Below are 22,107 nucleotides of genomic sequence, written 5' to 3' on the forward strand. Positions count from 1 at the left end.
CTATTATGCCATTTAGTAAAGATTTTCTCTGGGGCGGAGCAACTGCAGCTAATCAATGTGAAGGCGGCTATAATCAGGGAGGACGTGGGCTTGCCAATGTCGACCTTGTTCCACATGGGAAAGACCGTTTTCCAATTATTACAGGGGAAATGAAGCACCTTGAATTCGATGAAGAGCATTTTTATCCAGCAAAAGAAGCGATTGATATGTATCATCATTGGAAAGAAGACCTCGCACTTTTTGCTGAAATGGGATTTAAAACCTATCGAATGTCTATTGCTTGGACAAGAATTTTTCCAAAAGGTGACGAACAAGAGCCAAATGAAGAAGGCTTGCAATTTTATGAAGATATTTTTAGAGAATGCCAACGTTTAGGAATTGAACCCTTAGTAACCATTACTCACTTTGATTGCCCTGTCCACTTAATTAAAGAATACGGTGGCTGGCGTAATCGAAAAATGGTTGGTTTCTATGAAAATTTAGCCAGAGCAATTTTTACTCGTTATAAAGGATTAGTTCGCTATTGGTTGACATTTAATGAAATTAATATGCTCCTCCATGCTCCATTTATGGGAGCAGGACTTGTTTTTGAAGAAGGAGAAAATAAAGAACAAGCCAAATACTTAGCCGCTCATCATGAACTATTAGCATCGGCTTTAGCAACAAAAATTGGACATGAAGTTGACCCAGAAAATAAGATAGGCTGCATGTTAGCTGCTGGAGATTACTATCCATTTGATTGTAATCCAGAAAATGTTTTTGAAGCTCAAAAACAAAATCATGATAATCTCTTTTTCATTGATGTTCAATCACGTGGAAAATATCCAAACTACCTTTTAAAGAGATTAGAGCGTGAAGAAATTACACTTCCGATTGAAAAAGGCGACTTAGAAATCCTTGCTGAAAACACAGTTGACTTTATTTCATTTAGTTACTATGCAAGTCGAGTCGCTAAAGTCAAGGATGAGGATGCAGATAAATCAGCTGGAAATATCTTTGAATCTGTAAAAAATCCTTATTTAGAGGCCAGTGAATGGGGTTGGCAAATTGACCCACTTGGTTTAAGAATCACAATGAATTCTATTTATGACCGCTATCAAAAACCATTATTTATTGTAGAAAATGGTTTAGGAGCAGTAGATAAACCTGATGAAAATGGATTTGTAGCTGATGATTATCGAATTGATTACATGACTGCACACATTAAAGAAATGAAGAAAGCAGTTGAACTTGATGGCGTTGAACTATTAGGTTATACTTCTTGGGGATGTATTGACTTAGTATCAGCAGGAACGGGTGAGATGAGCAAACGTTACGGATTCATCTATGTTGACCGAGACGATTATGGTAAAGGAAGTTTGAAACGGACGCCTAAGAAATCATTTAACTGGTACAAGAAAGTTATTGCAAGCAACGGTGAAGATTTAACAAATGAATAATTAAAAAGGGGGGGCTTTCCTCCTTTTTTTATCAAACAAAACATTTCTTTGATTTAAGATTTTTATCTAGCAAGAAAAATTTACAATAGTTAAGCAAGTGTCCATTAAAAGGAAGCAGTGCTAGAACTTTTTTATGAAATATGATAAAATCGTGTATTGCGTAATTTTTAAATCCGCAGTCATGAAGTATGAAAAAGCCTCGATGATATTTAAGAAATTTAAAAAGTTACAAGTGAGATAAGAATGATGAGGATAAGAAGTGAAAAGTATTAAAAATACATGGAAGTTGTTTGCCCTAGACTGGAAGCGAATATTTAAAAATCCCGTGGCGACTTTTTTAATTGTCGCCCTAATGATAATTCCTTCTTTATATGCTTGGTTTAATATTAAAGCCCTGTGGGACCCCTATGCCAATACTTCGCAACTGCCAATTGCGGTCTATAGTGCAGATAAATCTGCAAGTTTTCAAGATAAAACCATCAATATTGGTGATGAAGTACTGAAAAATTTAAAGAAAAATCACCAATTAGGCTGGAAATTTGTTGATTCCAAAGCAGATTTAGATAAAGGTGTGAAATCTGGAAAATACTATGCTGGAATCTATTTACCAAAGGATTTTTCAAAAGACCTCTTAAGTTTCACCACGGGTGATATTAAAAAACCACAAATTGTTTATTCAATTAACGAAAAAATCAATGCCATCGCTCCCAAAATAACATCAAAAGGAGCCTCTTCTCTACAATCGCAAATTTCTGAAGAGTTTATCAAAACGGCAAGTAGTACCCTTTTAAAAACCTTCAATACAATTGGTTACGATATTGATAAAAACATGGTAAGTATTCAGAAGGTTAAATCAGCGATTTTATCAACTAATGATAATTTAGGAACCATTGATAAATACACTCAACAAGTTGTTGGCCTTCATGGAAAAATGCCAGAAATTAAAGAAAAACTGGCAAAAGCTAATGAATTTATCACTTATTTACCAGAAGTAGATGCTCTAGGTCAAAAAGTCATTAAATTAAATGATAAGATGCCAGAAATTGATAAAAGTTTTTCACTCGTTTTGACTCTTCAAGAGAAAATACCTGAGATTCAAAATGCTGGAAAACAAATCTCGATGATTGATGATGACTTTGCGTCAGTAGAAAGTACCATGACTCAAGGCATTCAAGAAGCCAAACAAGGTTTACAAATTATCAATCAAGTCCAAAAATCAATGCCAGACATTAAAAAATTGGGACAAGATGCTGATAGTTTGGGGACTATAACCTTGGATGCGGCTAATAAATTACAAACAGCATTACCAGCAATTACAAGTAGTTCTAAGGTTGCTTTAGAATCTATTAAAGGCTTTTCAGATGATACTTCGACAGTTATCAACACGATAAAAAAAGCACTAGAAGATAATCAACTTAGCCCCGAAGAAAAAAATCAGATTAATGTTCTAATTACTAATTTTGTTACTAAAATCGCTCAACAAAGAGCTTCAATTGAAACAACAATTGACTATCTTAAGAAAATCGAAGCAAGTAATGGGAATCATGATTTAGATTCAGCTATTAAAAACCTAAGCACATTAGATTCATTATTGGGAGACCTCAGTAATAGAATGAATCATCTTAATGATCTCGTTCAAAATGCTAGTGTATCTGATGTAGAAAATTATTTAGATAAATTAGATGATGTCGTTACTAATATTTCTAATATAGCAAGTCAAATCAATGTAGATGAAATTAATTCAACTATTAATCAAGCTCTAACAACCTTGATTAATACCATAACAAATGCTAAAGGTTTATTAAATCAAGCTCAACAAATCGACTTTGATGCCTTACTAAATTCAACAAGTCAAACAGTTTCTAATGCTATTACCATTTTAGAAAAATATCAAGGCGAAATGCCAGCCATTAAACAAGAAATTCATGATGCGAATGTGATGTTAAATGGTAATATGACAACGATTGTTAATGCAATCAATGAGGGAGCTAATCTCTATAAAAATGAGTTTCCTACTCTTAAAACTAAGTTAGGGACAGCTTCTGATTTCTTTAAAAATGATTATGCTGGTGTTCGTAAAGATTTGACAGATACCTTAACAATGGCAAATGATAAAATGCCTGATGTTGAGTCTGCTTTGAATCAAGCCAATGATTTAATCCAAAATGATTGGCCTGAAATCAAATCAGGAATTCAAAAAGCAGCCGCAGCCATTCAAAAAGGTGAAAAAGAAGTTGACTTAGGTGAAATCGTCAAACTCCTAAAATTAGATGCGACCAAAGAAAGTGACTTCCTGACACAACCAGTTGAAGTCCAAGAAAATCAAATCTACCCGATTGCCAACAATGGTTCAGCAAGTACACCTTTCTATACTGCGCTTTGTCTGTGGGTCGGTGCAGTCTTACTTTCAAGTTTGGCAACAACGGAGGTTCACTTATCAGATAAAGATAAAAAACGTTATTCTAAACGTGAACAATTCTTTGCTCGAATGGGAAGTTTCGTAGCCATTGGACTTGCTCAAGCCTTGATTGTAACGCTTGGAAATTATTTTGGTTTAGGAGTAGATGTAAGAGATCCATTCTACAGTGTTCTCTTTGCCTTACTAATATCCATAGCCTTTATGATAATGGTTTATGTTCTGGTCGCCCTGTTTGGCAATGTAGGTAAAGGAATAGCGATTATCATTCTGGTTCTTTCCATTTCTGGTGGTGGTGGGAACTATCCAATCCAAGTTTCTGGAAAATTCTTCCAAGCCATTAATCCTTATTTACCATTTACTCACGCTGTCAACCTTTTACGAGAATCAGCGGGAGGAATTTACTGGCCAAATGCTTGGTTTGCGATAATTATCCTTGTAGCAGTATCAATTGTGTTTGTTGCAATAGGTGCCTTCCTCTTCCCACACTTTGAAGATAAAACGAAGAAGATTTCCGAAATCGGAAGCAAGAGTCATTTCTTCCATTAATGTTAAGAAAACTACTGACAGACTGGTCAGTAGTTTTTCTGTTATTTATAATCATAATGAGCAAATAGTAAGGGAGAACTTGTGCTATAATATGTCTATGACAAAAGTAAACGAAGAACGTGTACAAGAAATTTTTAATAGTATTTCATCAGATTATGATAAAATGAACGCCATTATCAGTTTTAAACAACATGATTTATGGCGTGCTAAAACAATGAAAAGAATGGGAGATTTAACTGGTCTATCTATTCTTGATTTGTGTTGTGGAACTGGGGACTGGACTTTTGATTTATCTGAAAGTGTCGGCCCTTCTGGTAAAGTAATTGGTCTTGATTTTTCAGAAAATATGCTTGAAATTGCTAAGGCTAAACTCAAAGAAGAAGCGAAGAAAAACATTGAATTTCTCCAAGGAAATGCGATGGCTTTACCTTTTGAAAATGAAAGTTTTGATGTAGTTACGATTGGTTATGGTCTAAGAAACACACCTGACTATCTTACTGTATTAAAAGAAATTTTTCGTGTATTAAAACTAGGGGGCAGAGTAGTTTGTATCGAAACTTCACACCCCACATTGCCAATTTATAAACAAGCTTTTGAACTTTATTTTAAAAATGTCATGCCCTTTTTTGGTAAAGTTTTTGCCAAATCTTTAAAAGAATATCAATGGCTTCAAAAATCAGCAGAAGATTTTCCAGATGCCAAGACACTTGAGGAACTTTTTAGAAAAGCTGGTTTTGTTGCCGTAGACTATCAAAAACATGGCGGTGGAGCAATCGCAAGTCATTTTGCCACTAAATCCAAAAAACCTAAATCAAATATTCGTATTGGTAAAAAGTAATCGGTCAATAAAAAATAAAAATTTCGAGGAAAAAATATGCCTTATAAACGTTATGGGGAAATTTTTAAAAAACTACGAGAACAAAAGAATTTTTCGCTTTCCCATTTTTCAGAAATAGGTATTTCAAAAGCGAGTTTATCAAGATTTGAATTAGGTCAAACCATGATAAGCTTTGAACGCTTGGATAGTGCGCTGTAAGAGATGAATGTGACTTTAGCTGAGTATGAACATTTTATCAATAATTTTTCAATGGATTATAAAGAAGAATTTTTAGAAGATATAATTCTTGCGGATATTGCAGATGACGTCGATAAACTTCACAATCTCTATCTAGAAGCTATGGAATATGATTCAAAAATGCTAGCTTATTGTGCTAAAAGTCGTTATGAAATACTGACACAAATGGAAGCTGATGATGTGGTTGAATATCTCTATGACGTTGGAGAATGGGGCTATTTTGAACTTTCGATTTTTTATCTGACTTTGGATAGTTTCAGTGAACGAGAAATTATGTATTTGATGAAAGAACTCTGGGGGAAGAGTAAACACTTATATGGTGTTTTTAAATATCGCAGAAGAGTTCTTCAATCTTCGTATCGAGCGGTCGTTTTGCTTTCCTCAAAAGGAGCTCGTGACTCAGCTAGAAGTATCTTGCAAAAAAGTTACCCTAAAGATGATTTCTACGACCTCTATGTTGAAAATCTAAGAAATCTGGCACATGGTTTTTATAGCTATTGTTTCAAAGACAAGATAAGCGGTGAAAAGCAAATCAAAAATGCCATTGAGGTTTTTGGGCAAGTGGGATATGAAGATTTAGCAGATTATTATCAAAAACGCTATCAAAAACTTTTAGGAAAATTATTAACATAAAAAAGTCTCCAGATTACTTCGTTGCATTTCTGCAATGATTTAAAAAGGAGGCTTTTTTTCTGATAAAATGAAGTTGAAGATAAAAGAAAGCGCGCTTGATTATCAAGAGAAAATAAAAAAAGAGGAAATATGTTAAAAAAGAGAAAGAAAATAAAGAAAAAATCCTAAAGCGAATTGATGAACTTCTGAAAAATAAGTCAGAACTTAAATCACCTGAGAAAGAAATATTATTGGATTATCGCGAACGAATTGAAAAAAGTAAAAACCTTGAATTTGAATTAGTTGATTTTAGAAATGCCTTACTTCCCTTGGTTATTAGTTCTCAACTTTCTCAAGAAGTCTTGAGTTTTTATAAGGAACTTCGAGCTGAAAGAAAAGTAGCTTGGGGAGAAGGAAGTTCTTTGTTGACAGGAATTTCTCAATTTACACAAAAAAGAAAGTGATGTAGATTATTAGAGTAAAACTCAGATGAATAATTCTATTTACGCTGTATAATCTGATTATTTTAGAAAAGAGGTATTAAAATGTTACTTAGTATCGCTATACTATTGATAATCTGGAGGGCTTATTTAATAGGAAAAAAATATAAAGATTCTTTTTTAATCAGCTATGGCCGAAGGAAAAGAAGATTGATTATCATTGCTTCGTCGGTATTACTTTTTAGTTTCTTTGTTTTTGTAAAAAATGATGGCTTGTTGCCAGTAGTTTTATTCTCTATTCTTTTAATTGGCTTAGGTATCTATTATTTAATACATGATAGTAAACGAGATTCTGAGGGAAAAAAAGAGAATTAAACTTAACAAGGAGGTAGAGTGATGGTTTTAGTTTTATGGTTGGTAATGATTGTCATTTCATTTCTTTTACAAATCTATGTTTGGCCACGAATTTCAAAATCAATTTTTAAGTATAGAGGTTTAGTCTTATCTATCTCTCTCATTATTCTTGTTTTTGTTATGAGAATACCACTAGAAATTACTGCATTGACACTTCCATTTTATTTGATGATGTTTTTCTGGCTCTTTCTTTTTTGGAAAGATAGAAAACTTTAAGTAAATCTGTAGTTAAAAAATTAAAGGTACTCGATTGAGTGCCTTTTTGAGTAAATTTATACAGGCGGTGTGTATATTATTAAAAGTACAAAACATAAGGAATCTATTTTATGGTATAATAATCTTGCTTAAAAATTTATTAAAATAAGCGTTAGTAGGGAAGTAGTAATGAAATTAAAAGATATAGAGAAATCAACAAATAAAAATCTTTATCTGCTTTTTCTAAGTGTACTCGTGGGATTGACTGCGGGTTTTTTGGCCAGTCTTTATCGCTTGGCACTGGAAAAAGCTGAAACTTGGGGCTTGAGTATTTATCGCTTTGTTAGCTTACATCTTATTTTTGTTCCCCTCCTTATTTTGGGTTTGGCTTTCTTAGCTTTTGTGGTTACTTTCTTTATGAAGAAATATCCGATGAGTTCAGGTTCTGGGATACCACAAGTTAAAGGGCAATTACAGGGTTATTTTAAAAATAATTGGTTCACGACGGCTTTTGCTAAATTTATCGCTGGGACTTTAGCAATGTTTGCAGGTCTATCACTGGGGCGTGAGGGTCCCTCAGTTCAACTTGGGGCTTCAATGGGTCAGATGGTTTCTAGCCGGTTGGCTGAAACTGAACGTCATAAAAGAATTCTAATTGCTTCTGGAGCATCTGCTGGTTTATCTGCTGCTTTCAATGCACCTTTGTCAGGTGTCATGTTTACTTTGGAAGAAGTATTTAAATACTTTTCTCCATTGATTTTATTAACTTGTATGACCTCAGCAATGGTTGCTGATATGGTTGCACGAATAATGTTTGGGAGTGGTCCAGTTTTTCATTTCCAAATTGTTGGTTCAATTGAACTCTCAAATTATTGGCTACTTATTATTTTAGGAATTATTTTAGGATTTTTCGGTGCTTTTTATAACTGGACACTCCTCACAAGTCAAAATTTGATGAAGAAAATAAAGAGTCCATTTCTTCGTGTTTTACTTACTTTTTTAGTGGTTGGGGCAACTGGTTTATTGTTTCCTAATATAATTGGGAGTGGCCATCGTTTAATGGATTCCTTTAGTTTAGGAATGGGATTAGCCTTTCTATGTTTGATCCTCATTGGGAAATATCTGATTTCAATGGTATCTTATGCTTCGGGTGTGCCAGGAGGAATTTTTTTTCCCCTGTTAGTTTTGGGTGCTAGTCTTGGAGCTGTTTTTGCGACAATTGTCATTTCACTTTTTCATCTTCCAAGCCATTTGTTTGCCAATCTAGTAATTTTAGCGATGGCTGGGACTTTTACAGCAATTGTTCGAGCACCGATGACTGGAATCCTTCTTTTGGTGGAAATGACTGGTTCATTTGATCATTTACTTCCTTTGGCTCTTGTCTCTTTAATTGCCTATGTCGTTGCTGATTTATTACAATCTGAGCCAATTTATGATTCTTTATTAGAGAACATGTTGAAAGAAAAAGAAATTGATGTTGATGATTCGGATAAGCAGATGATGTTTGAAACAATTGTTCAATTTGATTCAGTTGCGGATCGTAAGAAGTTGTCAGAGATACGTTTACCAGAAGGCTGTTTGCTTGTTTCGGTTCATCGTTCAGGCAAGGATATCATTCCACACGGTAATACAGAATTACAAGCAGGAGATTATTTGACCTTTTTGATTAGACGAGAAGATGAAGTGATTGCTAGAGAACAGCTTCGTCAGGTTTTAAATGAAAAATAAAAAAGTGATATTCTATCACTTTTTTTATTTGCTTAAATATTGCCAAAGGATTGATAAAAACAGACTCACAGCATAAGCGCTGTTAAATAGAACCATATTTCTCAGTGAATAAACAAAGCTGCGAGGACTTGGAACTTGACTAGCATGAGATTTTAGATTCTTTCTGATAATTGGAAAAGTGAGTAAACTAAGTAAAGTTGGCCATTCAAATATTCTAAAGATAAATCCAATAATAATAGCTAAATAGGAAGAATACATCAAAAGTTGAAAAAGTTTGATTCCGTTTGGACGACCGATATAATAAACTAATGTGTAACGATGATTTTTAATATCGCTATCTAAATCACGTAAATTATTGGCCAGCATGATATTTGCAATGGTAAAAATGAGTGGTAAACTTGCAATTATCATGGCGATGGCTGCAAAAATACTACCAGTAAAGCTAAAAGAGTCGTTTGTGAAATCAAGATTTAGGTTAAAAATAGGTGATTGAGCGCTGTTGATTAAGATGATCATTGCAAAAATTCCAAAGCCCATTGTCCCACCAGAAAAAATTTCTCCCAAAGGCATACGTGAAAGTGGAATAGGACCATAAGTATAGAAAACGCCAATAAAGAAGACGATTCCACCAAGAATAAAGAAAAGCCAGCCAACAAAATAAGCGAGGAGAAATCCTAAAAAAAGGCTCAAAATAAGCATAAACAAGATAATTGAAGCTACCAATCGGGTGGAAAGATTGGCTTGACCAATGATATTTTCTTGCTTTTTATAATCTTCATCTTTGGCTTTTTTGAAATCTTGATAATTGTTAATAGCAGTTACGGTCATATCAAAAAGGAGCATAGCTATTAAAAATAAGAGAGAAAGACCAATATTTATCATTTTAAAATAGCTTAAACTAAAAAGTAAACCAATAATGTAAGGGAAAATACTGGCGATTTTAGTTTTTATTTCGACGAGTTCTAAAAAAGTTTTGAGGGACATAATTACTCCTGAAAATATAATTTGAATAAAAACAGCCGTTATTTTACGGCTTTTACTTATTTATTTTTTGAGAAAAAAATTCTCTATTTTTTAATCATATTAAAAAAGTTTAAGTAAAAGTGTTAACAAATGTTACTCATTTTACTGAAGTGCTTTCATTTCTATTGTAATTATAACTGATTATAGGTTAAGAATCAACATAGACTTGAAGATTATATTTAGTAATCTTTGTTAAGATAAATATAAAATAAGCTAATTTTAATTGATTTGGGAACGGTTTAAGCCACCAATAGTTCGTATTAAAGATACTACAATATGAGAATAAGATTTGAAGGAAAAGGCTTTATAATCAGTTTTGTGAGGGATTCTTAGCATTTGTTTTAAGGTTCGGTTAAGTAATGGATAATATAATCATTTCTCATGAGTGGTGGAGAAAATTTACTACTGATGTTAAATCGTTTTTTAACTCACAATAAGTTGTGAGAAATGAATTTTTAAACGTCCATAGCGTGCAATGACGTTAAACTGCTTACGGTAATCCTACACAAGCGTTCGGACTTTATGATGTGTATGGGAAGTAACCATGTTAATAGAAGATAGACTGGATTCAGTTTGAATCCTATGGAATGTTCTTAGTGGCGAAATCGAAAGGTCTAAATGAAATTAAGTAAAGTTGCTATTTCAACGGGATTAGTTGCATCATTCATGTTTATTGGGGGCGGAATCGCTCATGCGGATACACCTAAATCAACTCATGAAGTTGCTATAGAAGTAATTAACGGAAACTACGGAAATGGAGATACTCGTGTCACTAACCTTCAAAGTAAAGGTTTTGATGTGAAAGCAATCCAAACAGAAGTTAATAACATTCTTACAGGAACAACAACTCAAGTTTCTGCAACAACTAAAACTGCTGAAGAACAACCTACTAAAGTTACATCAGTTGCACCAACTCAAGCAACACAAAGTGTTTCTGGTGGGCTTAATATGAGCCAAACTTCTGGACAAGTTGACATCCAAGCTCTTGCTAATTATATGGCATCGAATACAGCTAATGCAGCGGGCTATTCTGCTAGCGAATGGGCTTATATCATTACTCACGAATCAAATGGTGGGATTGATAGTGTGAATTCAAGTTCAGGTGCTTATGGTGCTTTCCAATTGCTAGGTCATGGCGAATATGCTGGAATGACTTTGGCAGAACAAATTGCGATGGCAAGTAAACTTCCTGCTGGTAGCTGGGTTGTTTATAACTAAGCATTGATTAAAACTCGTCTTAAAATCTTTGATAAATAAATCAAACTTAGTGGCTCATAGCAATCAACTCTCAAGTTCGTTTGGGATTGATTGAGTATAAAAAAGAACACCGAATTCGGTGTTCTTTTTTATTAGATGGCCCCTGCCAGAATCGAACTGGCAATCACTGCTTAGGAGGCAGTAGTTATATCCAATTTAACTAAGAGACCAGAGATAAATTACTGACAGCCTTACAAAATATTTCTGTCAGTAACTTTTAATGAGCTTTATTTATTGTCAGCATCAAAAACAATGCCAGCACTTTGACGCATTTGGTATGAAGTTTCTGAAACTTCTTGGGCAAATTGATGTAGGTCATAACTTGCAGCAAAATCATTATTTTCTAAGATTTGGGCAAAGTCAACAGCTTCATCATAAAGAGAGTGTTTTGGAGCTTCAATGTCGATTATAGTTTCTGAACCATCCATAGCAATGAATTTGGCAGAAGTAATCGCATTAACACCATCCAAAACTAAAGTTCCATCAGTAGTATAGATTTCACTAGGAAGATATGAATTCACATTTCCTGCGCATTTAATCGAAACTTTGTAATCTTGATAGTCAAGAATTCCAACACCAGCTAAATCAACACCTGACGGAAGTAAAACTGCATCATAAGTTGCTTTTTGTGGTTTGCCAAACCAAAAGATTGCAGCATACAAAAGATATACACCAAGATCGGCTAAAAGTCCACCAGAGAATTTTGCATTAAATTTATTAGGGATTTCACCGTTTAAAAGAGCAGGCATTTTTGATGAATATTTTGAATAAGTAAAGTCTGCCCCTTTGACTGTTTTGTCAGCAAGAAAGTCTTTAATAATCGAAAATGAATGTTCATGAATATTTCTGGCTGCTTCAAAGAAGAAGACCTCATTTTCTTTAGCAAGCTTAATAATTTCTGTCAGTTCTTTAGGATTTGAAAAGGCAGGTTTTTCAACAATGACATTATGTCCGGCTAAAACTGCGGCTTTAGCTTGCTCAAAGTGGAGGGCATTTGGACTGGCAATATAGATAATATCAAGTGAAGCTTTAAAAAAATCGTCAAGATTATCGAATTTTTGGATGTCTTTAAAATCGGCAGAAAACTGATCAGCAGATTCGAGCCGACGGGAATAGACTGCAGAAAACTGAAATTTTTCAGTCATATGGGCAGCATCAATAAATGAGCGAGCAATCCAGCTCGTACCAATTACTCCAAGTTTTAGCATCAAATTCTCCTTTATAGGTGGACAGAATCATTCGTTAGAAGATTCTAAAATTCTGTTAAAAGCTTGTTCTATTATATCAAATTTTTTCTTAAAGGTCATTGCTCTACTATTGAATTTTCAGTAAATAAATTATAAAAATAAGAATTCCAAAGATTCCATGTCACTTATTAAGAGCTTTTGTCAGTAAAATTAAGAGTTTTTGATGTAAACGCTTAAAAAGTAAAAAAATTGTCAGTTGATGACAAAAAGCTCAAAAATTGTGGTAGAATATATAGAAGAAAATTTGGAGAATTAATTTTGAAGAAAACGTTGATTATTGGTGTCACTGGTGGGTCAGCAAGTGGAAAGACAAGTGTTTCACATGCTATTTTAGAAACTTTTTCAAATGAACGAATTGCAATGATTGAACATGATAGTTACTATAAAGATCAATCGCATTTGACTTTTGAAGAACGGACAAAAACGAACTACGACCATCCATTAGCCTTTGATACAGATTATTTAATTGCTCAATTAAAAGAGCTTCAATATGGACGAGCAGTTGATATTCCGATTTATGATTATGCAAAACATACGCGTTCACAAGAAACTTACCGTCAAGAACCTGTTGATGTTTTAATCGTTGAGGGAATTTTGGTTTTAGAAGATGAACGTTTGCGTGATTTAATGGATATCAAAATATTTGTTGATACAGATGACGATGTGCGGATTATCCGTCGAATTCGCAGAGATATTGAAGAAAGAGGAAGAACTCTTGATTCAGTAATTACACAGTATTTAGATGCTGTTAAGCCAATGTATCATCAATTTATTGAACCCACAAAGAGATATGCAGATGTGATTATTCCTGAAGGGGTATCAAATACTGTTGGGGTTGATATTATTACGACGAAAATCGCTAGCATTTTAAACGACTAAAAAAAGCTGTCTATGACAGTTTTTTTGTTTTTGGATAGTGAATCTCGTGAAAAATTGGAAAAATAAAAAGGCTAATTGTCCTTAAATAGCAATAATGGTAATGCTTACTTTTTTTGTGAAAGTATGATATACTTAATTCGTAACAATTGCAGAAAGGAAATCCGCAACTTAAAGCGGTGGGTTATGAGAAATTTGTAACCAAGGGATTTTGTCAAAATGGAACTTTTTGAATCACTGAAACAAAAAATTAGTGGAAAAGGCTTAAAAATTGTCTTTCCTGAAGGAACTGATGCACGTATTTTAGGTGCTGCAAATCGTCTTAACGCTGATGGACTAATTACACCTGTCTTTATTGGAAATGTAAAAGAAGTCACTGAAACATTGATTTCACGTGGAATTAATCCTGAAGGCTTTGAGATTTATGACCCAGAAAATTGTGGACGTTTTGAAACGATGACGGAAACTTTTGTGGAACGTCGTAAAGGTAAAGTTACAGAAGAACAAGCAAAAGAGCTCTTGAAAGACCCAAATTATTTTGGAACGATGCTTGTTTATATGAAAATTGCTGACGGAATGGTTTCTGGCGCAATTCATTCAACTGCTGATACTGTTCGTCCGGCCCTTCAAATCATTAAAACGAAACCAGGAGTAAAATCTGTTTCTGGTGCTTTTATTATGGTTCGTGGTCGTGATGACAATGAAAAATATATTTTTGGTGACTGTGCGATTAACATCAAACCAGATGCACCAACTCTTGCCGATATTGCTGTAGCTTCAGCTGAAACAGCAGCACTCTTTGATATTGACCCCAAAGTTGCCATGCTTTCATTCTCAACTAAAGGTTCTGGAAAATCAGAAGATGTTGATAAAGTAGTAGAAGCGACAAAACTTGTTAAAGAAGATTACCCTGAAATTGAAATTGATGGTGAACTTCAATTTGACGCTGCTTTTGTTCCAGGGGTAGCTCGTCAAAAAGCACCAGATTCAACTGTTGCTGGTCGTGCCAATGTCTTTATCTTCCCTGATATTCAATCAGGAAATATTGGATATAAAATTGCTCAACGATTGGGTAATTTTGAAGCGATTGGACCAATTTTGCAAGGTTTGAACGCACCTGTTTCTGACCTTTCTCGTGGAAGTAACGAAGAAGATGTCTATAAACTTGCAATTATTACAGCTGCTCAAGCTTTAAAATAAATAATGATATTCTGTCAGTAAATTTGTAAATAAATAATTACTGACAAGTCTGTCATTAATCCGCCATTTGAGGCGGATTTTTTGTTGGTCTAAAAATGTTATAATTAAAGAATCAAAAAGGAAATGAGAAAAAATGAGAAAATCAAAAATTTTTGCTCTAGTAGGGTCGATTATTTTTTCAATTTTGGCACTTGTTGGGCTAATTAGTTTTTGGGCCATTATTTATATGCCAGAGAATTCAGAAATTATGACAGAACTTCAAGATTCAGGATTTGATAAGCAATTATTATCTACCGCAGCAATGATTGCAGCTCTGATTTTAATCGCTTTACTAGCTTTAAATTGGGTGGCTTTTGCAAGATTGACAAAAGAAAAAGGTTGGGGAATTTATTTCTTAGTTGTTGGTATCTTTTATTGTGTAGCCTCTGTTTTTAACGGTGTTGGCTTAATTTTGACCTTACCAGTTGCCCTCTGTTTCATTCTTGCTTACGTCTATCGAAGACGAGAAGTGCTTGAAAATAAATAAAAAAAATTACTGACAAACTTTCTGTCAGTAATTTTTTATTAGACTTTACATGATGCCCCAATGATTAAAAGCATTGATGATTCCGTGGTTAGTATTTTCTGTAGAAATAAAATCGGCTAACTCTTTTAATTCAGGAACAGCATTTCCCATTGCCGTTCTGTGGTCAGCTGCTTTGAATAAATCTAAGTCATTGCGACCATCACCAAAGGCGAAAGTTTGACCAGTGAAATTTAGCACTTCTTTGACATGATTAATTCCTGTCCCTTTGTTAGTTGTGCTGTTTGTAACATCAATCGAACTTGGAGAGTTCATGAAAAAGTTAAGTTCAGGAACGCGTTCTTTATAATAATCGACTTGACTGAGTTGATTGGTCAAAACCAAAAGCATATTGACTTCCTGAGAGAGGTAACGTCTAGCATCTGCCTGAGGCATTGGCATATGAGTGTAAGCATAAGCGGTTTTAGCTAAGTCAGTTAATTCACTCACCCAATAACCTTGACTGTCATAAAAAGAAAGAGCTTCTGAGTGAGGACTTGCTGCCTCAAGTAATTTTTCAACACTACTTGTCGGAATTTCTTCTTTGTATATTGTTTCACCATCTAAAACAATATACTGTCCGTTCATGGCAACCGCTCCACTAATCCCAGTTAAACTCATGATTTCATCAAGTTCAAAATGTCCACGGCCAGTAGCAATGAAAGGTAAAACACCATTTTCGCGAATCCGATGAATTCCTTCAATAACTTCTTGGTCAAGTTTACTTTGACTGTTAAGCAACGTTCCGTCTAAATCGAAGAAGGCTAAAGCCTTATAATCATTGATATTTTCCATAATTTTATTGTATCAAATTTATGATATAATTGTAAGTGGAATTATCCATTCTTTTATAAAGAATTTAAATGACTGACAGAACTGTCAGTTTGAGTTAACTATAAAAATAAATAAATATAATTAATATTATTTTACTGACAAACCTGTCAATATTATTAAAAATGAGTGAAAGTAAAAAAATGCCTGCAAAGAAAAAAACAACCAGAAGAAATACTAAAAAAGAACAACAGAAAAAGGCCGCAACACGCAAAATGATTGCTTTTTTTGTTGGGCTTCTTTTAATCTTATTTGCGCTTGCTCGCCTAGGAATTGTTGGAGTCTTACTTTATAACATTGTCCGCTTATTTGTTGGTTCTCTTGCGATTGTTTTTCTTCTCTTGCTTGCTGGACTAATGATTATTTCCGTCTTTCGTAAGCAAGTTTTAAAAGAAAATAAAAGAATTATTCCAGCCATTATTTTAACTTTTATCGGCCTAATGTTTGTCTTTCAAATTCGACTTCATCAAGGATTTAATGAAACTTTTCATCTTATCTGGTCTGATTTAATGGCTGGCCGTGTCATTCATTTTGTAGGCTCAGGTGTCATTGGAGCATTAATCACCGAGCCTGCTAAAGCCTTGTTTTCAGTCATTGGTGTCTATATTATTGCTGCAGTACTTTGGTTAGTTGCTATTTATCTCATGATTCCAGGACTTTTCCCTAAAATGCGTGAAGATTTACATCAACGTTTAGCGAAATGGAAAGAAAAGCATGCCGAAAAAGCAGAAGCTAAAAAAGCAGCGAAAGCACTTGCTGAGCTAGAAAAAAAACAAGCTGTAGCAGAAAGAGAAGAGCTTCCAGAGGCAGCAGAAAATTCATTATTTACCTCAGCACCTACTGAAATTCCAATTAATATACCAGAAGCGCCTTTTGAAGAAAATGAAAATGAAACTGAAAGTCCAGTTTTAGCAGAAGTTCCTCTTGATGATGAACCTGTCAATTTTTCAAATACTAATAACTATAACGGTAACTACAAATTACCAACCATTGATTTACTAGCAGAAGTTCCTGTCAAAAATCAATCAGGCGAACGTGAGAATGTTCGTAAAAATATTGGTATTTTAGAAGAAACTTTCAAATCTTTTGGGATTGGTGCCAATGTTGAATCGGCAGTCGTTGGTCCATCAATTACAAAATATGAAATCAAATTAGCGACTGGAACAAAAGTTTCACGCGTTGTTAATTTATCAGATGATTTAGCATTAGCCTTAGCTGCCAAAGATATCCGAATTGAAGCACCAATTCCTGGGAAATCTTTAGTCGGCGTCGAAATTCCTAATGCCGAAGTTGCAATGGTTGGTTTCCGCGAAATGTGGGAGGCTGGCAAAACTAATCCAAGCAAATTGTTAGAAATTCCTCTTGGTAAATCATTAGATGGTGGAATTCGCACATTTGATTTAACAAGAATGCCTCACTTATTAGTTGCAGGTTCAACTGGTTCAGGTAAATCAGTGGCGGTAAATGGTATTATTACTTCAATTTTGATGAAGGCTTTGCCTAGTCAAGTGAAGTTTCTGATGGTTGACCCTAAAATGGTCGAACTTTCTGTTTACAATGATATTCCTCATCTATTGATTCCAGTCGTAACAAATCCACGTAAAGCTTCACGTGCCCTTCAAAAAGTTGTTGACCAAATGGAAGAACGCTATGAACTCTTTAGTCGTTATGGCGTCCGTAACATTTCTGGATATAATGAAAAAGTACAAAGATATAATGCAGAATCAGATGAAAAAATGCTTGAACTTCCTCTGATTGTAGTCATTGTTGATGAATTAGCCGATTTAATGATGGTTGCCAGTAAAGAAGTGGAAGATGCAATTATTCGTTTGGGACAAAAAGCTCGAGCAGCAGGGATTCATATGATTCTTGCGACACAACGTCCATCTGTTGATGTTATTTCTGGACTAATTAAAGCAAATGTTCCTTCAAGAATTGCCTTTGCTGTTTCATCTGGAACAGATTCACGAACAATTTTAGATACTAATGGGGCTGAAAAATTACTAGGTCGTGGGGATATGCTCTTTAAACCTATTGATGAAAATCATCCGATTCGTTTGCAAGGGGCTTTCTTATCTGACGATGATGTCGAATCTGTTGTGACCTTTATTAAAGACCAATCAGAAGCTCAGTATGACGAAAGCTTTGACCCCGGTGAGGTAGATGAGAGTCAAGTTGGTACGGGCGCTTCAAATACAGGTTCTGGTGACCCCTTATTTGAAGAAGCACGAAATATGGTTATTATGGCTCAAAAAGCATCAACGGCTCAATTGCAACGAGCTTTAAAAGTTGGATTCAATCGTGCCTCTGATTTGATGAATGAGTTGGAAGCGCAGGGAATTGTTGGTCCTGCCAAAGGAACGACTCCTCGTAAAGTCCTTGTTAGTCCAGATGGAGAATTTATTGGAGGAGTAGAAGAGTGAGTGAAGAACTATATTATCGTCACTATTTTCTACAAATCTATGAAATCTTACGAGAAGATGAGCAAAATAAAGAACTTTCAAGCAAGGAAAAGAATGTTTTAGCTGATGCTTTGGTTTTAAATGAACGCAAAGAACCAGTTTTACAAATCTTAGGCCAGCTTTATATGCGCTTAGAATTTTGGAATCGGCCTGCTGATGATGAGATTTTAAAAGGCGGCATGAAAGCCCCAGTCAGAACACTTTATGAAGAATTAAAGGCAGATAAAAATATCACTTCTTCACAAAAATTTATTCCAGGAGTTGAAGCGTATCGACCGATTACATGGAATGATGCTTTGTATGGAAATAAAATGACGGAAGATGATGGCTTTATCGGTGGGGGCTATGTCACTTTTGACTCTAATGAAAAATATAAATCAATGGAAGAGAGAATAGCCGTACCTGATAATGAAATTGTTAGAAATGCAAAATCAAGTTTTGCTAAACTCTTTCAAGTTGGTTGTTTAGGTTTTGCTTTGCTCATCCTGCTCCTTGTTCTCTTGGGGTTTGCTTTAAAAATGGTTACGAGGTAGTTAAAAATGACAGTATTTGATGAATTTAATGAAATCAAAAGAAAAGGACTCCCTCAAATTTTAGTAATTTTTGGTGAGTCAAGGGAACTAGTTGGAGAATTGAAAAATCAACTCTTAACAGAGGTTAATTTCGAGCCAACGGATTTGAGTCAGGCTTATTATGACTTAACTCCTAGTAATAGTGATTTAGCCCTTGAAGATTTGGAATCTCTCCCTTTTTTCTCAGATTCTCGGTTGGTAATCCTAGAAAACTTGGTTAATTTAACAACGGCTAAAAAAAGTGTTTTAGATGAAAAACAGTTGAAGCGCTTTGAAAATTTTTTAGATGATCCGCCGGAAACTACGCAACTTGTTTTAATCCTTTATGGAAAATTGGACAGTCGTCTTAAAGTTGTTAAAAAATTAAAAGCTAAAGCAGCTTTGCTTGAAGCACAAGAATTAAAGAGTCAAGAATTAATTCAATATTTTAGTCGAATAAGTCCTTTACCAAAGGCAGTTTTGAGTTTAATTGCCGCCAAATCAAATGATAATTTTTCAGTAATGAAGCAAAATATTGACCTCGTTCAAACTTATGCACTAGGGCGAGAAGTGACACCTGATGATGTGGAAAAAGTCGTCCCAAAATCGCTACAAGATAATATTTTTGCCTTAACTGATTTAATTTTTAAAGGAAAAATTGATGAGGCGCGTGATTTAGTGCATGATTTGACCTTGCAAGGAGAAGATTTAATTAAAATATTAGCTATTTTGACAAATTCTTATCGTTTGTATTTACAAGTCAAACTTTTCCAAGCCAAGGGTTGGCAAGAAAATCAACAAGTTGCCTTTTTAAAAATGCACCCTTATCCTGTAAAATTGGCCAATCAATTGGTTAGAAAATTAAACGTTAAGTCCTTAAAAAATGGGCTTTCTGATTTAATTAAACTTGATTTTGATATAAAAACAAGTGCAGCTGATAAATCCTATCTTTTTGATATCACTTTAATCAGGTTGACCTTGAAAAAAAACTGAAAATCTGTTATCATAAATAATGGACATTTTATAATGATGATGAAGAGGTAAAAATGCCGACATTTAAATTTACGCCTAAAGATATCTATGAAGCAGACTTCTCTACAAAGATGCGTGGTTACGATAAAGAAGAAGTCGATGAACTCCTTGATGATGTTATTGCTGATTATGAAACTTATCAGACTGAAAACTTGCGTCTTCAAGAGGAAAATGAGTTTTTGAAGAAAAAGATTGCTGAATTAGAAATGCAAGTTTCTAAACCAAATCAAGCAAATCTTGATGATACACAACGCTTTGACCCTAACCAAATTCTTCAAGCACGTTCAAGTAAACCAAAAGTGGAAATGCGTAATCCAAGTAATTTTGATTTACTCAAACGAATTAATCGTTTAGAACAAGCTGTATTTGGACCTAACGGCATTGCTAGTGAAAACAACTAAGAAAATATAAAATTGAAATGTTTTATGTTTTGCATTAGGTTTAGCAATGAACCTTTTTGCAAACTTCACAAGATGTGAAGGCAAAGATTTTGGTAAATGAACTTTATTGTTCTGCTTAATTTTTGATAAAAACAGTTTTCGGATAATCGCGCGATATTTTTGTAAATCGTGAGGAAAGTCCATGCTCGCGCGTTGCTGAGATGCACGCAGTGATTGTGCTAGGTCAAACAATAAACCTAGGTAGGAGCGTCATGCCTAACGGCTGGCCAAAACGCTAAGTCTTTTGATATGCGTGAGTAGCCTGTAAAAGTGCCATAGAGACGAGTCTTAGAGGAAACTCTAAGAATGGAACGTGGTAAACCCCTCAAGCGAGCAACCCAAACTTATGGTCGGGGCACTTGACTAGCCAAAATGAAGGCGTGGTCGAGGCTGAAATTAAGAATTTTGGCAGACAGATGATTATCGAAGGGGAGATTCACGAATGTGAATTGAACTGGAACAAAACATGGCTTATAGAAAACTGTATGACACAGGCTGGGGCTTTTAGCCTCGGCTTTTTTTGATAAATAATGTTTAAGTGAAATAGATAGAATTATCTCTGCTCATTTTATGCAGAGAATGGAAAGTTAAAAAATGCAAAAGAAATTCAAGTTATTAGCAACTTCTTCAAGTGGTTTAGAGAGTTTAGTTGCTCGCGAACTTCGTAATCTGGAAATTGAAAATGTTTCAATTGACGACCGTTCACGTGTCTTCTTTGAGGGAAATTTGGCAACAATTGCTAAGGCGAATCTTTGGTTAAGAACGGCTGACCGTGTAAAAATTGTAGTTGGGGAATTTAAAGCTAGAACATTTGATGAATTGTTTGAAAATGTTTATGCGCTTCCCTGGGCAGAGCTTATTCCTTTTGGAAGCCAATTTCCTGTCAGCAAAGCTAAGGCGGTGAAATCAACTTTACATAATGAGCCGTCAATTCAAAGTATCACTAAAAAAGCGATTGTCAAAAAATTACAGACGACATATCATCGTCCTGAAGGTGTTCCAATTCCTGAAAATGGAGCTAAATTTTCAATTGAGATTGCTTTACATAAAGATATGGCAACTGTATTGATTGATACGACTGGTGATTCTTTATTTAAACGAGGCTATCGTTCAGAAAAAGGAGAAGCTCCTTTGAAAGAAAATATGGCAGCTTCGATTATTTTATTAACCAATTGGTTAGCAAATCCTCGTCGTGCTTTTGTTGACCCTACTTGTGGTTCTGGAACATTTACAATTGAAGCAACAATGCTGGCTTTAAATATGGCACCAGGAATGAATCGTCCATTTGCTTTTACTGCATGGCCTTGGTTTGATGAAGAAATTTTGAAACAAGAAAAAGCTTTGGCCAAAAAACAAGTTCGTACAGATTTAGAATTGGATATTCAAGGTTTTGACATTGATGGAAAAATGATTGAAATTGCAAAACATAATGCACTTGCGGCCGGCCTTTCAGATGTGATAAAATATAAGCAAATGCGACTTCAAGATTTTAGAACTGATAAGCTTGACGGTGTCTTAGTTTCTAACCCGCCTTATGGGGTGCGTTTGGAAGATGAAGAAGCTGTTGCAGCTCTTTATGGTGAAATGGGTAAAACTTTTGCGCCACTAGAAACTTGGAGTAAATACATTTTGACGAGTGATGTCGCTTTTGAAAAGCATTATGGGGCAAAAGCAACTAAAAAACGCAAACTATATAACGGAACACTTAGAACAGATTTGTATATGTATTTCGGAAAACGTATGAAATAAATTTTACTG

Annotated in this window: 19 protein-coding genes, 1 tRNA gene, 1 other RNA gene and 1 pseudogene; 18 read left to right on the top strand and 4 right to left on the bottom strand. The window is 34.6% G+C overall.

Annotated features, from left to right (window positions below):
* Nucleotides 1-5 precede the first annotated feature (5 nt).
* The 8 genes and pseudogenes from AB6B24_RS01445 (at nt 6) to AB6B24_RS01480 (ending at nt 8,868) form a co-directional block, all read left to right on the top strand.
* Nucleotides 6-1,439 (top strand): 6-phospho-beta-glucosidase, encoded by a 1,434-nt coding sequence (locus AB6B24_RS01445; RefSeq protein ID WP_311803036.1) that lies wholly within the window; start codon nt 6-8, stop codon nt 1,437-1,439.
* A 259-nt stretch (nt 1,440-1,698) separates the two neighbouring features.
* Nucleotides 1,699-4,404, top strand: coding sequence for a YhgE/Pip domain-containing protein (locus tag AB6B24_RS01450; RefSeq protein ID WP_311803037.1), 2,706 nt, complete (start codon nt 1,699-1,701; stop codon nt 4,402-4,404).
* A 97-nt stretch (nt 4,405-4,501) separates the two neighbouring features.
* Nucleotides 4,502-5,242: a demethylmenaquinone methyltransferase gene (locus tag AB6B24_RS01455; RefSeq protein ID WP_047205880.1), complete on the top strand. Its 741-nt coding sequence runs from the start codon at nt 4,502-4,504 to the stop codon at nt 5,240-5,242.
* A gap of 36 nt (nt 5,243-5,278) precedes the next feature.
* Nucleotides 5,279-6,112 (top strand): annotated as a pseudogene (locus AB6B24_RS01460) (XRE/MutR family transcriptional regulator).
* A gap of 161 nt (nt 6,113-6,273) precedes the next feature.
* Nucleotides 6,274-6,555 carry a bacteriocin immunity protein gene (locus tag AB6B24_RS01465; RefSeq protein ID WP_311803103.1) on the top strand — a complete coding sequence of 94 codons (282 nt, stop codon included), beginning with the start codon at nt 6,274-6,276 and terminating at the stop codon, nt 6,553-6,555.
* 81 nt (nt 6,556-6,636) lie between these two features.
* Nucleotides 6,637-6,906 (top strand): hypothetical protein, encoded by a 270-nt coding sequence (locus AB6B24_RS01470; protein ID WP_311803038.1) that lies wholly within the window; start codon nt 6,637-6,639, stop codon nt 6,904-6,906.
* A gap of 21 nt (nt 6,907-6,927) precedes the next feature.
* The gene (locus tag AB6B24_RS01475; protein WP_311803039.1) at nt 6,928-7,161 is read left to right on the top strand and encodes a hypothetical protein; all 234 of its coding nucleotides are present in this window, start codon (nt 6,928-6,930) and stop codon (nt 7,159-7,161) included.
* A gap of 168 nt (nt 7,162-7,329) precedes the next feature.
* Entirely contained in the window at nt 7,330-8,868 is a 1,539-nt protein-coding gene (locus AB6B24_RS01480) for a ClC family H(+)/Cl(-) exchange transporter (protein ID WP_153241179.1), read from the top strand.
* 24 nt (nt 8,869-8,892) lie between these two features.
* Here AB6B24_RS01480 and menA read toward each other — a convergent pair whose 3' ends face one another.
* Nucleotides 8,893-9,852, bottom strand: a complete 960-nt coding sequence (gene menA, locus AB6B24_RS01485; RefSeq protein ID WP_153241178.1) for a 1,4-dihydroxy-2-naphthoate polyprenyltransferase — start codon at nt 9,850-9,852, stop codon at nt 8,893-8,895.
* A 657-nt stretch (nt 9,853-10,509) separates the two neighbouring features.
* On the opposite strand from menA, the gene AB6B24_RS01490 reads away from it, so the two are divergent.
* Nucleotides 10,510-11,109, top strand: coding sequence for a transglycosylase (locus tag AB6B24_RS01490; RefSeq protein WP_003130347.1), 600 nt, complete (start codon nt 10,510-10,512; stop codon nt 11,107-11,109).
* A gap of 136 nt (nt 11,110-11,245) precedes the next feature.
* Here AB6B24_RS01490 and AB6B24_RS01495 read toward each other — a convergent pair.
* Nucleotides 11,246-11,318 (bottom strand) — tRNA-Arg (locus AB6B24_RS01495).
* Nucleotides 11,319-11,375: 57 nt separating this feature from the next.
* Nucleotides 11,376-12,356, bottom strand: a complete 981-nt coding sequence (locus tag AB6B24_RS01500) for a Gfo/Idh/MocA family oxidoreductase (protein WP_311803041.1) — start codon at nt 12,354-12,356, stop codon at nt 11,376-11,378.
* Nucleotides 12,357-12,653: 297 nt separating this feature from the next.
* On the opposite strand from AB6B24_RS01500, the gene udk reads away from it, so the two are divergent.
* The 3 genes from udk (at nt 12,654) to AB6B24_RS01515 (ending at nt 14,997) form a co-directional block, all read left to right on the top strand.
* On the top strand, nt 12,654-13,274 hold the full coding sequence (gene udk / locus AB6B24_RS01505; protein WP_010906081.1) for a uridine kinase: 621 nt from the start codon (nt 12,654-12,656) through the stop codon (nt 13,272-13,274).
* Nucleotides 13,275-13,490: 216 nt separating this feature from the next.
* Nucleotides 13,491-14,471, top strand: a complete 981-nt coding sequence (gene pta / locus AB6B24_RS01510) for a phosphate acetyltransferase (RefSeq protein ID WP_021467910.1) — start codon at nt 13,491-13,493, stop codon at nt 14,469-14,471.
* Between the two features lie 133 nt (nt 14,472-14,604).
* A complete protein-coding gene (locus AB6B24_RS01515) occupies nt 14,605-14,997 on the top strand; it encodes a hypothetical protein (protein WP_003130340.1) in 393 nt (130 codons plus the stop codon).
* 45 nt (nt 14,998-15,042) lie between these two features.
* On the opposite strand, the gene AB6B24_RS01520 is transcribed toward AB6B24_RS01515, so the two are convergent.
* Nucleotides 15,043-15,828 carry a Cof-type HAD-IIB family hydrolase gene (locus AB6B24_RS01520; RefSeq protein WP_003129459.1) on the bottom strand — a complete coding sequence of 262 codons (786 nt, stop codon included), beginning with the start codon at nt 15,826-15,828 and terminating at the stop codon, nt 15,043-15,045.
* 179 nt (nt 15,829-16,007) lie between these two features.
* On the opposite strand from AB6B24_RS01520, the gene AB6B24_RS01525 reads away from it, so the two are divergent.
* The 6 genes from AB6B24_RS01525 to AB6B24_RS01550 all read left to right on the top strand — a co-directional run bounded on the left by AB6B24_RS01525 (nt 16,008) and on the right by AB6B24_RS01550 (nt 22,098).
* Nucleotides 16,008-18,287, top strand: a complete 2,280-nt coding sequence (locus tag AB6B24_RS01525; protein WP_311804324.1) for a DNA translocase FtsK — start codon at nt 16,008-16,010, stop codon at nt 18,285-18,287.
* Nucleotides 18,284-18,859 (top strand): hypothetical protein, encoded by a 576-nt coding sequence (locus tag AB6B24_RS01530; protein WP_216528070.1) that lies wholly within the window; start codon nt 18,284-18,286, stop codon nt 18,857-18,859. Before AB6B24_RS01525 ends, AB6B24_RS01530 begins: the two co-directional genes overlap by 4 nt.
* Before the next feature lie 6 nt (nt 18,860-18,865).
* Nucleotides 18,866-19,870: a DNA polymerase III subunit delta gene (gene holA, locus AB6B24_RS01535; protein ID WP_311803043.1), complete on the top strand. Its 1,005-nt coding sequence runs from the start codon at nt 18,866-18,868 to the stop codon at nt 19,868-19,870.
* 53 nt (nt 19,871-19,923) lie between these two features.
* Nucleotides 19,924-20,310: a cell division regulator GpsB gene (gene gpsB / locus AB6B24_RS01540; protein ID WP_003129453.1), complete on the top strand. Its 387-nt coding sequence runs from the start codon at nt 19,924-19,926 to the stop codon at nt 20,308-20,310.
* Between the two features lie 134 nt (nt 20,311-20,444).
* An RNA gene (gene rnpB / locus AB6B24_RS01545) (RNase P RNA component class B) lies at nt 20,445-20,828 on the top strand.
* Between the two features lie 115 nt (nt 20,829-20,943).
* A complete protein-coding gene (locus AB6B24_RS01550) occupies nt 20,944-22,098 on the top strand; it encodes a class I SAM-dependent RNA methyltransferase (RefSeq protein ID WP_311803044.1) in 1,155 nt (384 codons plus the stop codon).
* Nucleotides 22,099-22,107 lie beyond the last annotated feature (9 nt).

This window comes from Lactococcus sp. AK05, from assembly GCF_041026685.1.
In the GTDB taxonomy this organism is placed as follows: domain Bacteria; phylum Bacillota; class Bacilli; order Lactobacillales; family Streptococcaceae; genus Lactococcus; species Lactococcus lactis.

Coding starts and splice junctions, on each gene's coding strand:
- AB6B24_RS01445 (WP_311803036.1), top strand. CDS start 6: ATGCCATTTAGTAAAGATTTTCTCTGGGGCGGAGCAACTGCAGCTAAT.
- AB6B24_RS01455 (WP_047205880.1), top strand. CDS start 4,502: ATGACAAAAGTAAACGAAGAACGTGTACAAGAAATTTTTAATAGTATT.
- AB6B24_RS01470 (WP_311803038.1), top strand. CDS start 6,637: ATGTTACTTAGTATCGCTATACTATTGATAATCTGGAGGGCTTATTTA.
- AB6B24_RS01475 (WP_311803039.1), top strand. CDS start 6,928: ATGGTTTTAGTTTTATGGTTGGTAATGATTGTCATTTCATTTCTTTTA.
- AB6B24_RS01480 (WP_153241179.1), top strand. CDS start 7,330: ATGAAATTAAAAGATATAGAGAAATCAACAAATAAAAATCTTTATCTG.
- menA (WP_153241178.1), bottom strand. CDS start 9,852: ATGTCCCTCAAAACTTTTTTAGAACTCGTCGAAATAAAAACTAAAATC.
- AB6B24_RS01490 (WP_003130347.1), top strand. CDS start 10,510: ATGAAATTAAGTAAAGTTGCTATTTCAACGGGATTAGTTGCATCATTC.
- AB6B24_RS01500 (WP_311803041.1), bottom strand. CDS start 12,356: ATGCTAAAACTTGGAGTAATTGGTACGAGCTGGATTGCTCGCTCATTT.
- pta (WP_021467910.1), top strand. CDS start 13,491: ATGGAACTTTTTGAATCACTGAAACAAAAAATTAGTGGAAAAGGCTTA.
- AB6B24_RS01515 (WP_003130340.1), top strand. CDS start 14,605: ATGAGAAAATCAAAAATTTTTGCTCTAGTAGGGTCGATTATTTTTTCA.
- AB6B24_RS01520 (WP_003129459.1), bottom strand. CDS start 15,828: ATGGAAAATATCAATGATTATAAGGCTTTAGCCTTCTTCGATTTAGAC.
- AB6B24_RS01525 (WP_311804324.1), top strand. CDS start 16,008: ATGCCTGCAAAGAAAAAAACAACCAGAAGAAATACTAAAAAAGAACAA.
- holA (WP_311803043.1), top strand. CDS start 18,866: ATGACAGTATTTGATGAATTTAATGAAATCAAAAGAAAAGGACTCCCT.
- gpsB (WP_003129453.1), top strand. CDS start 19,924: ATGCCGACATTTAAATTTACGCCTAAAGATATCTATGAAGCAGACTTC.
- AB6B24_RS01550 (WP_311803044.1), top strand. CDS start 20,944: ATGCAAAAGAAATTCAAGTTATTAGCAACTTCTTCAAGTGGTTTAGAG.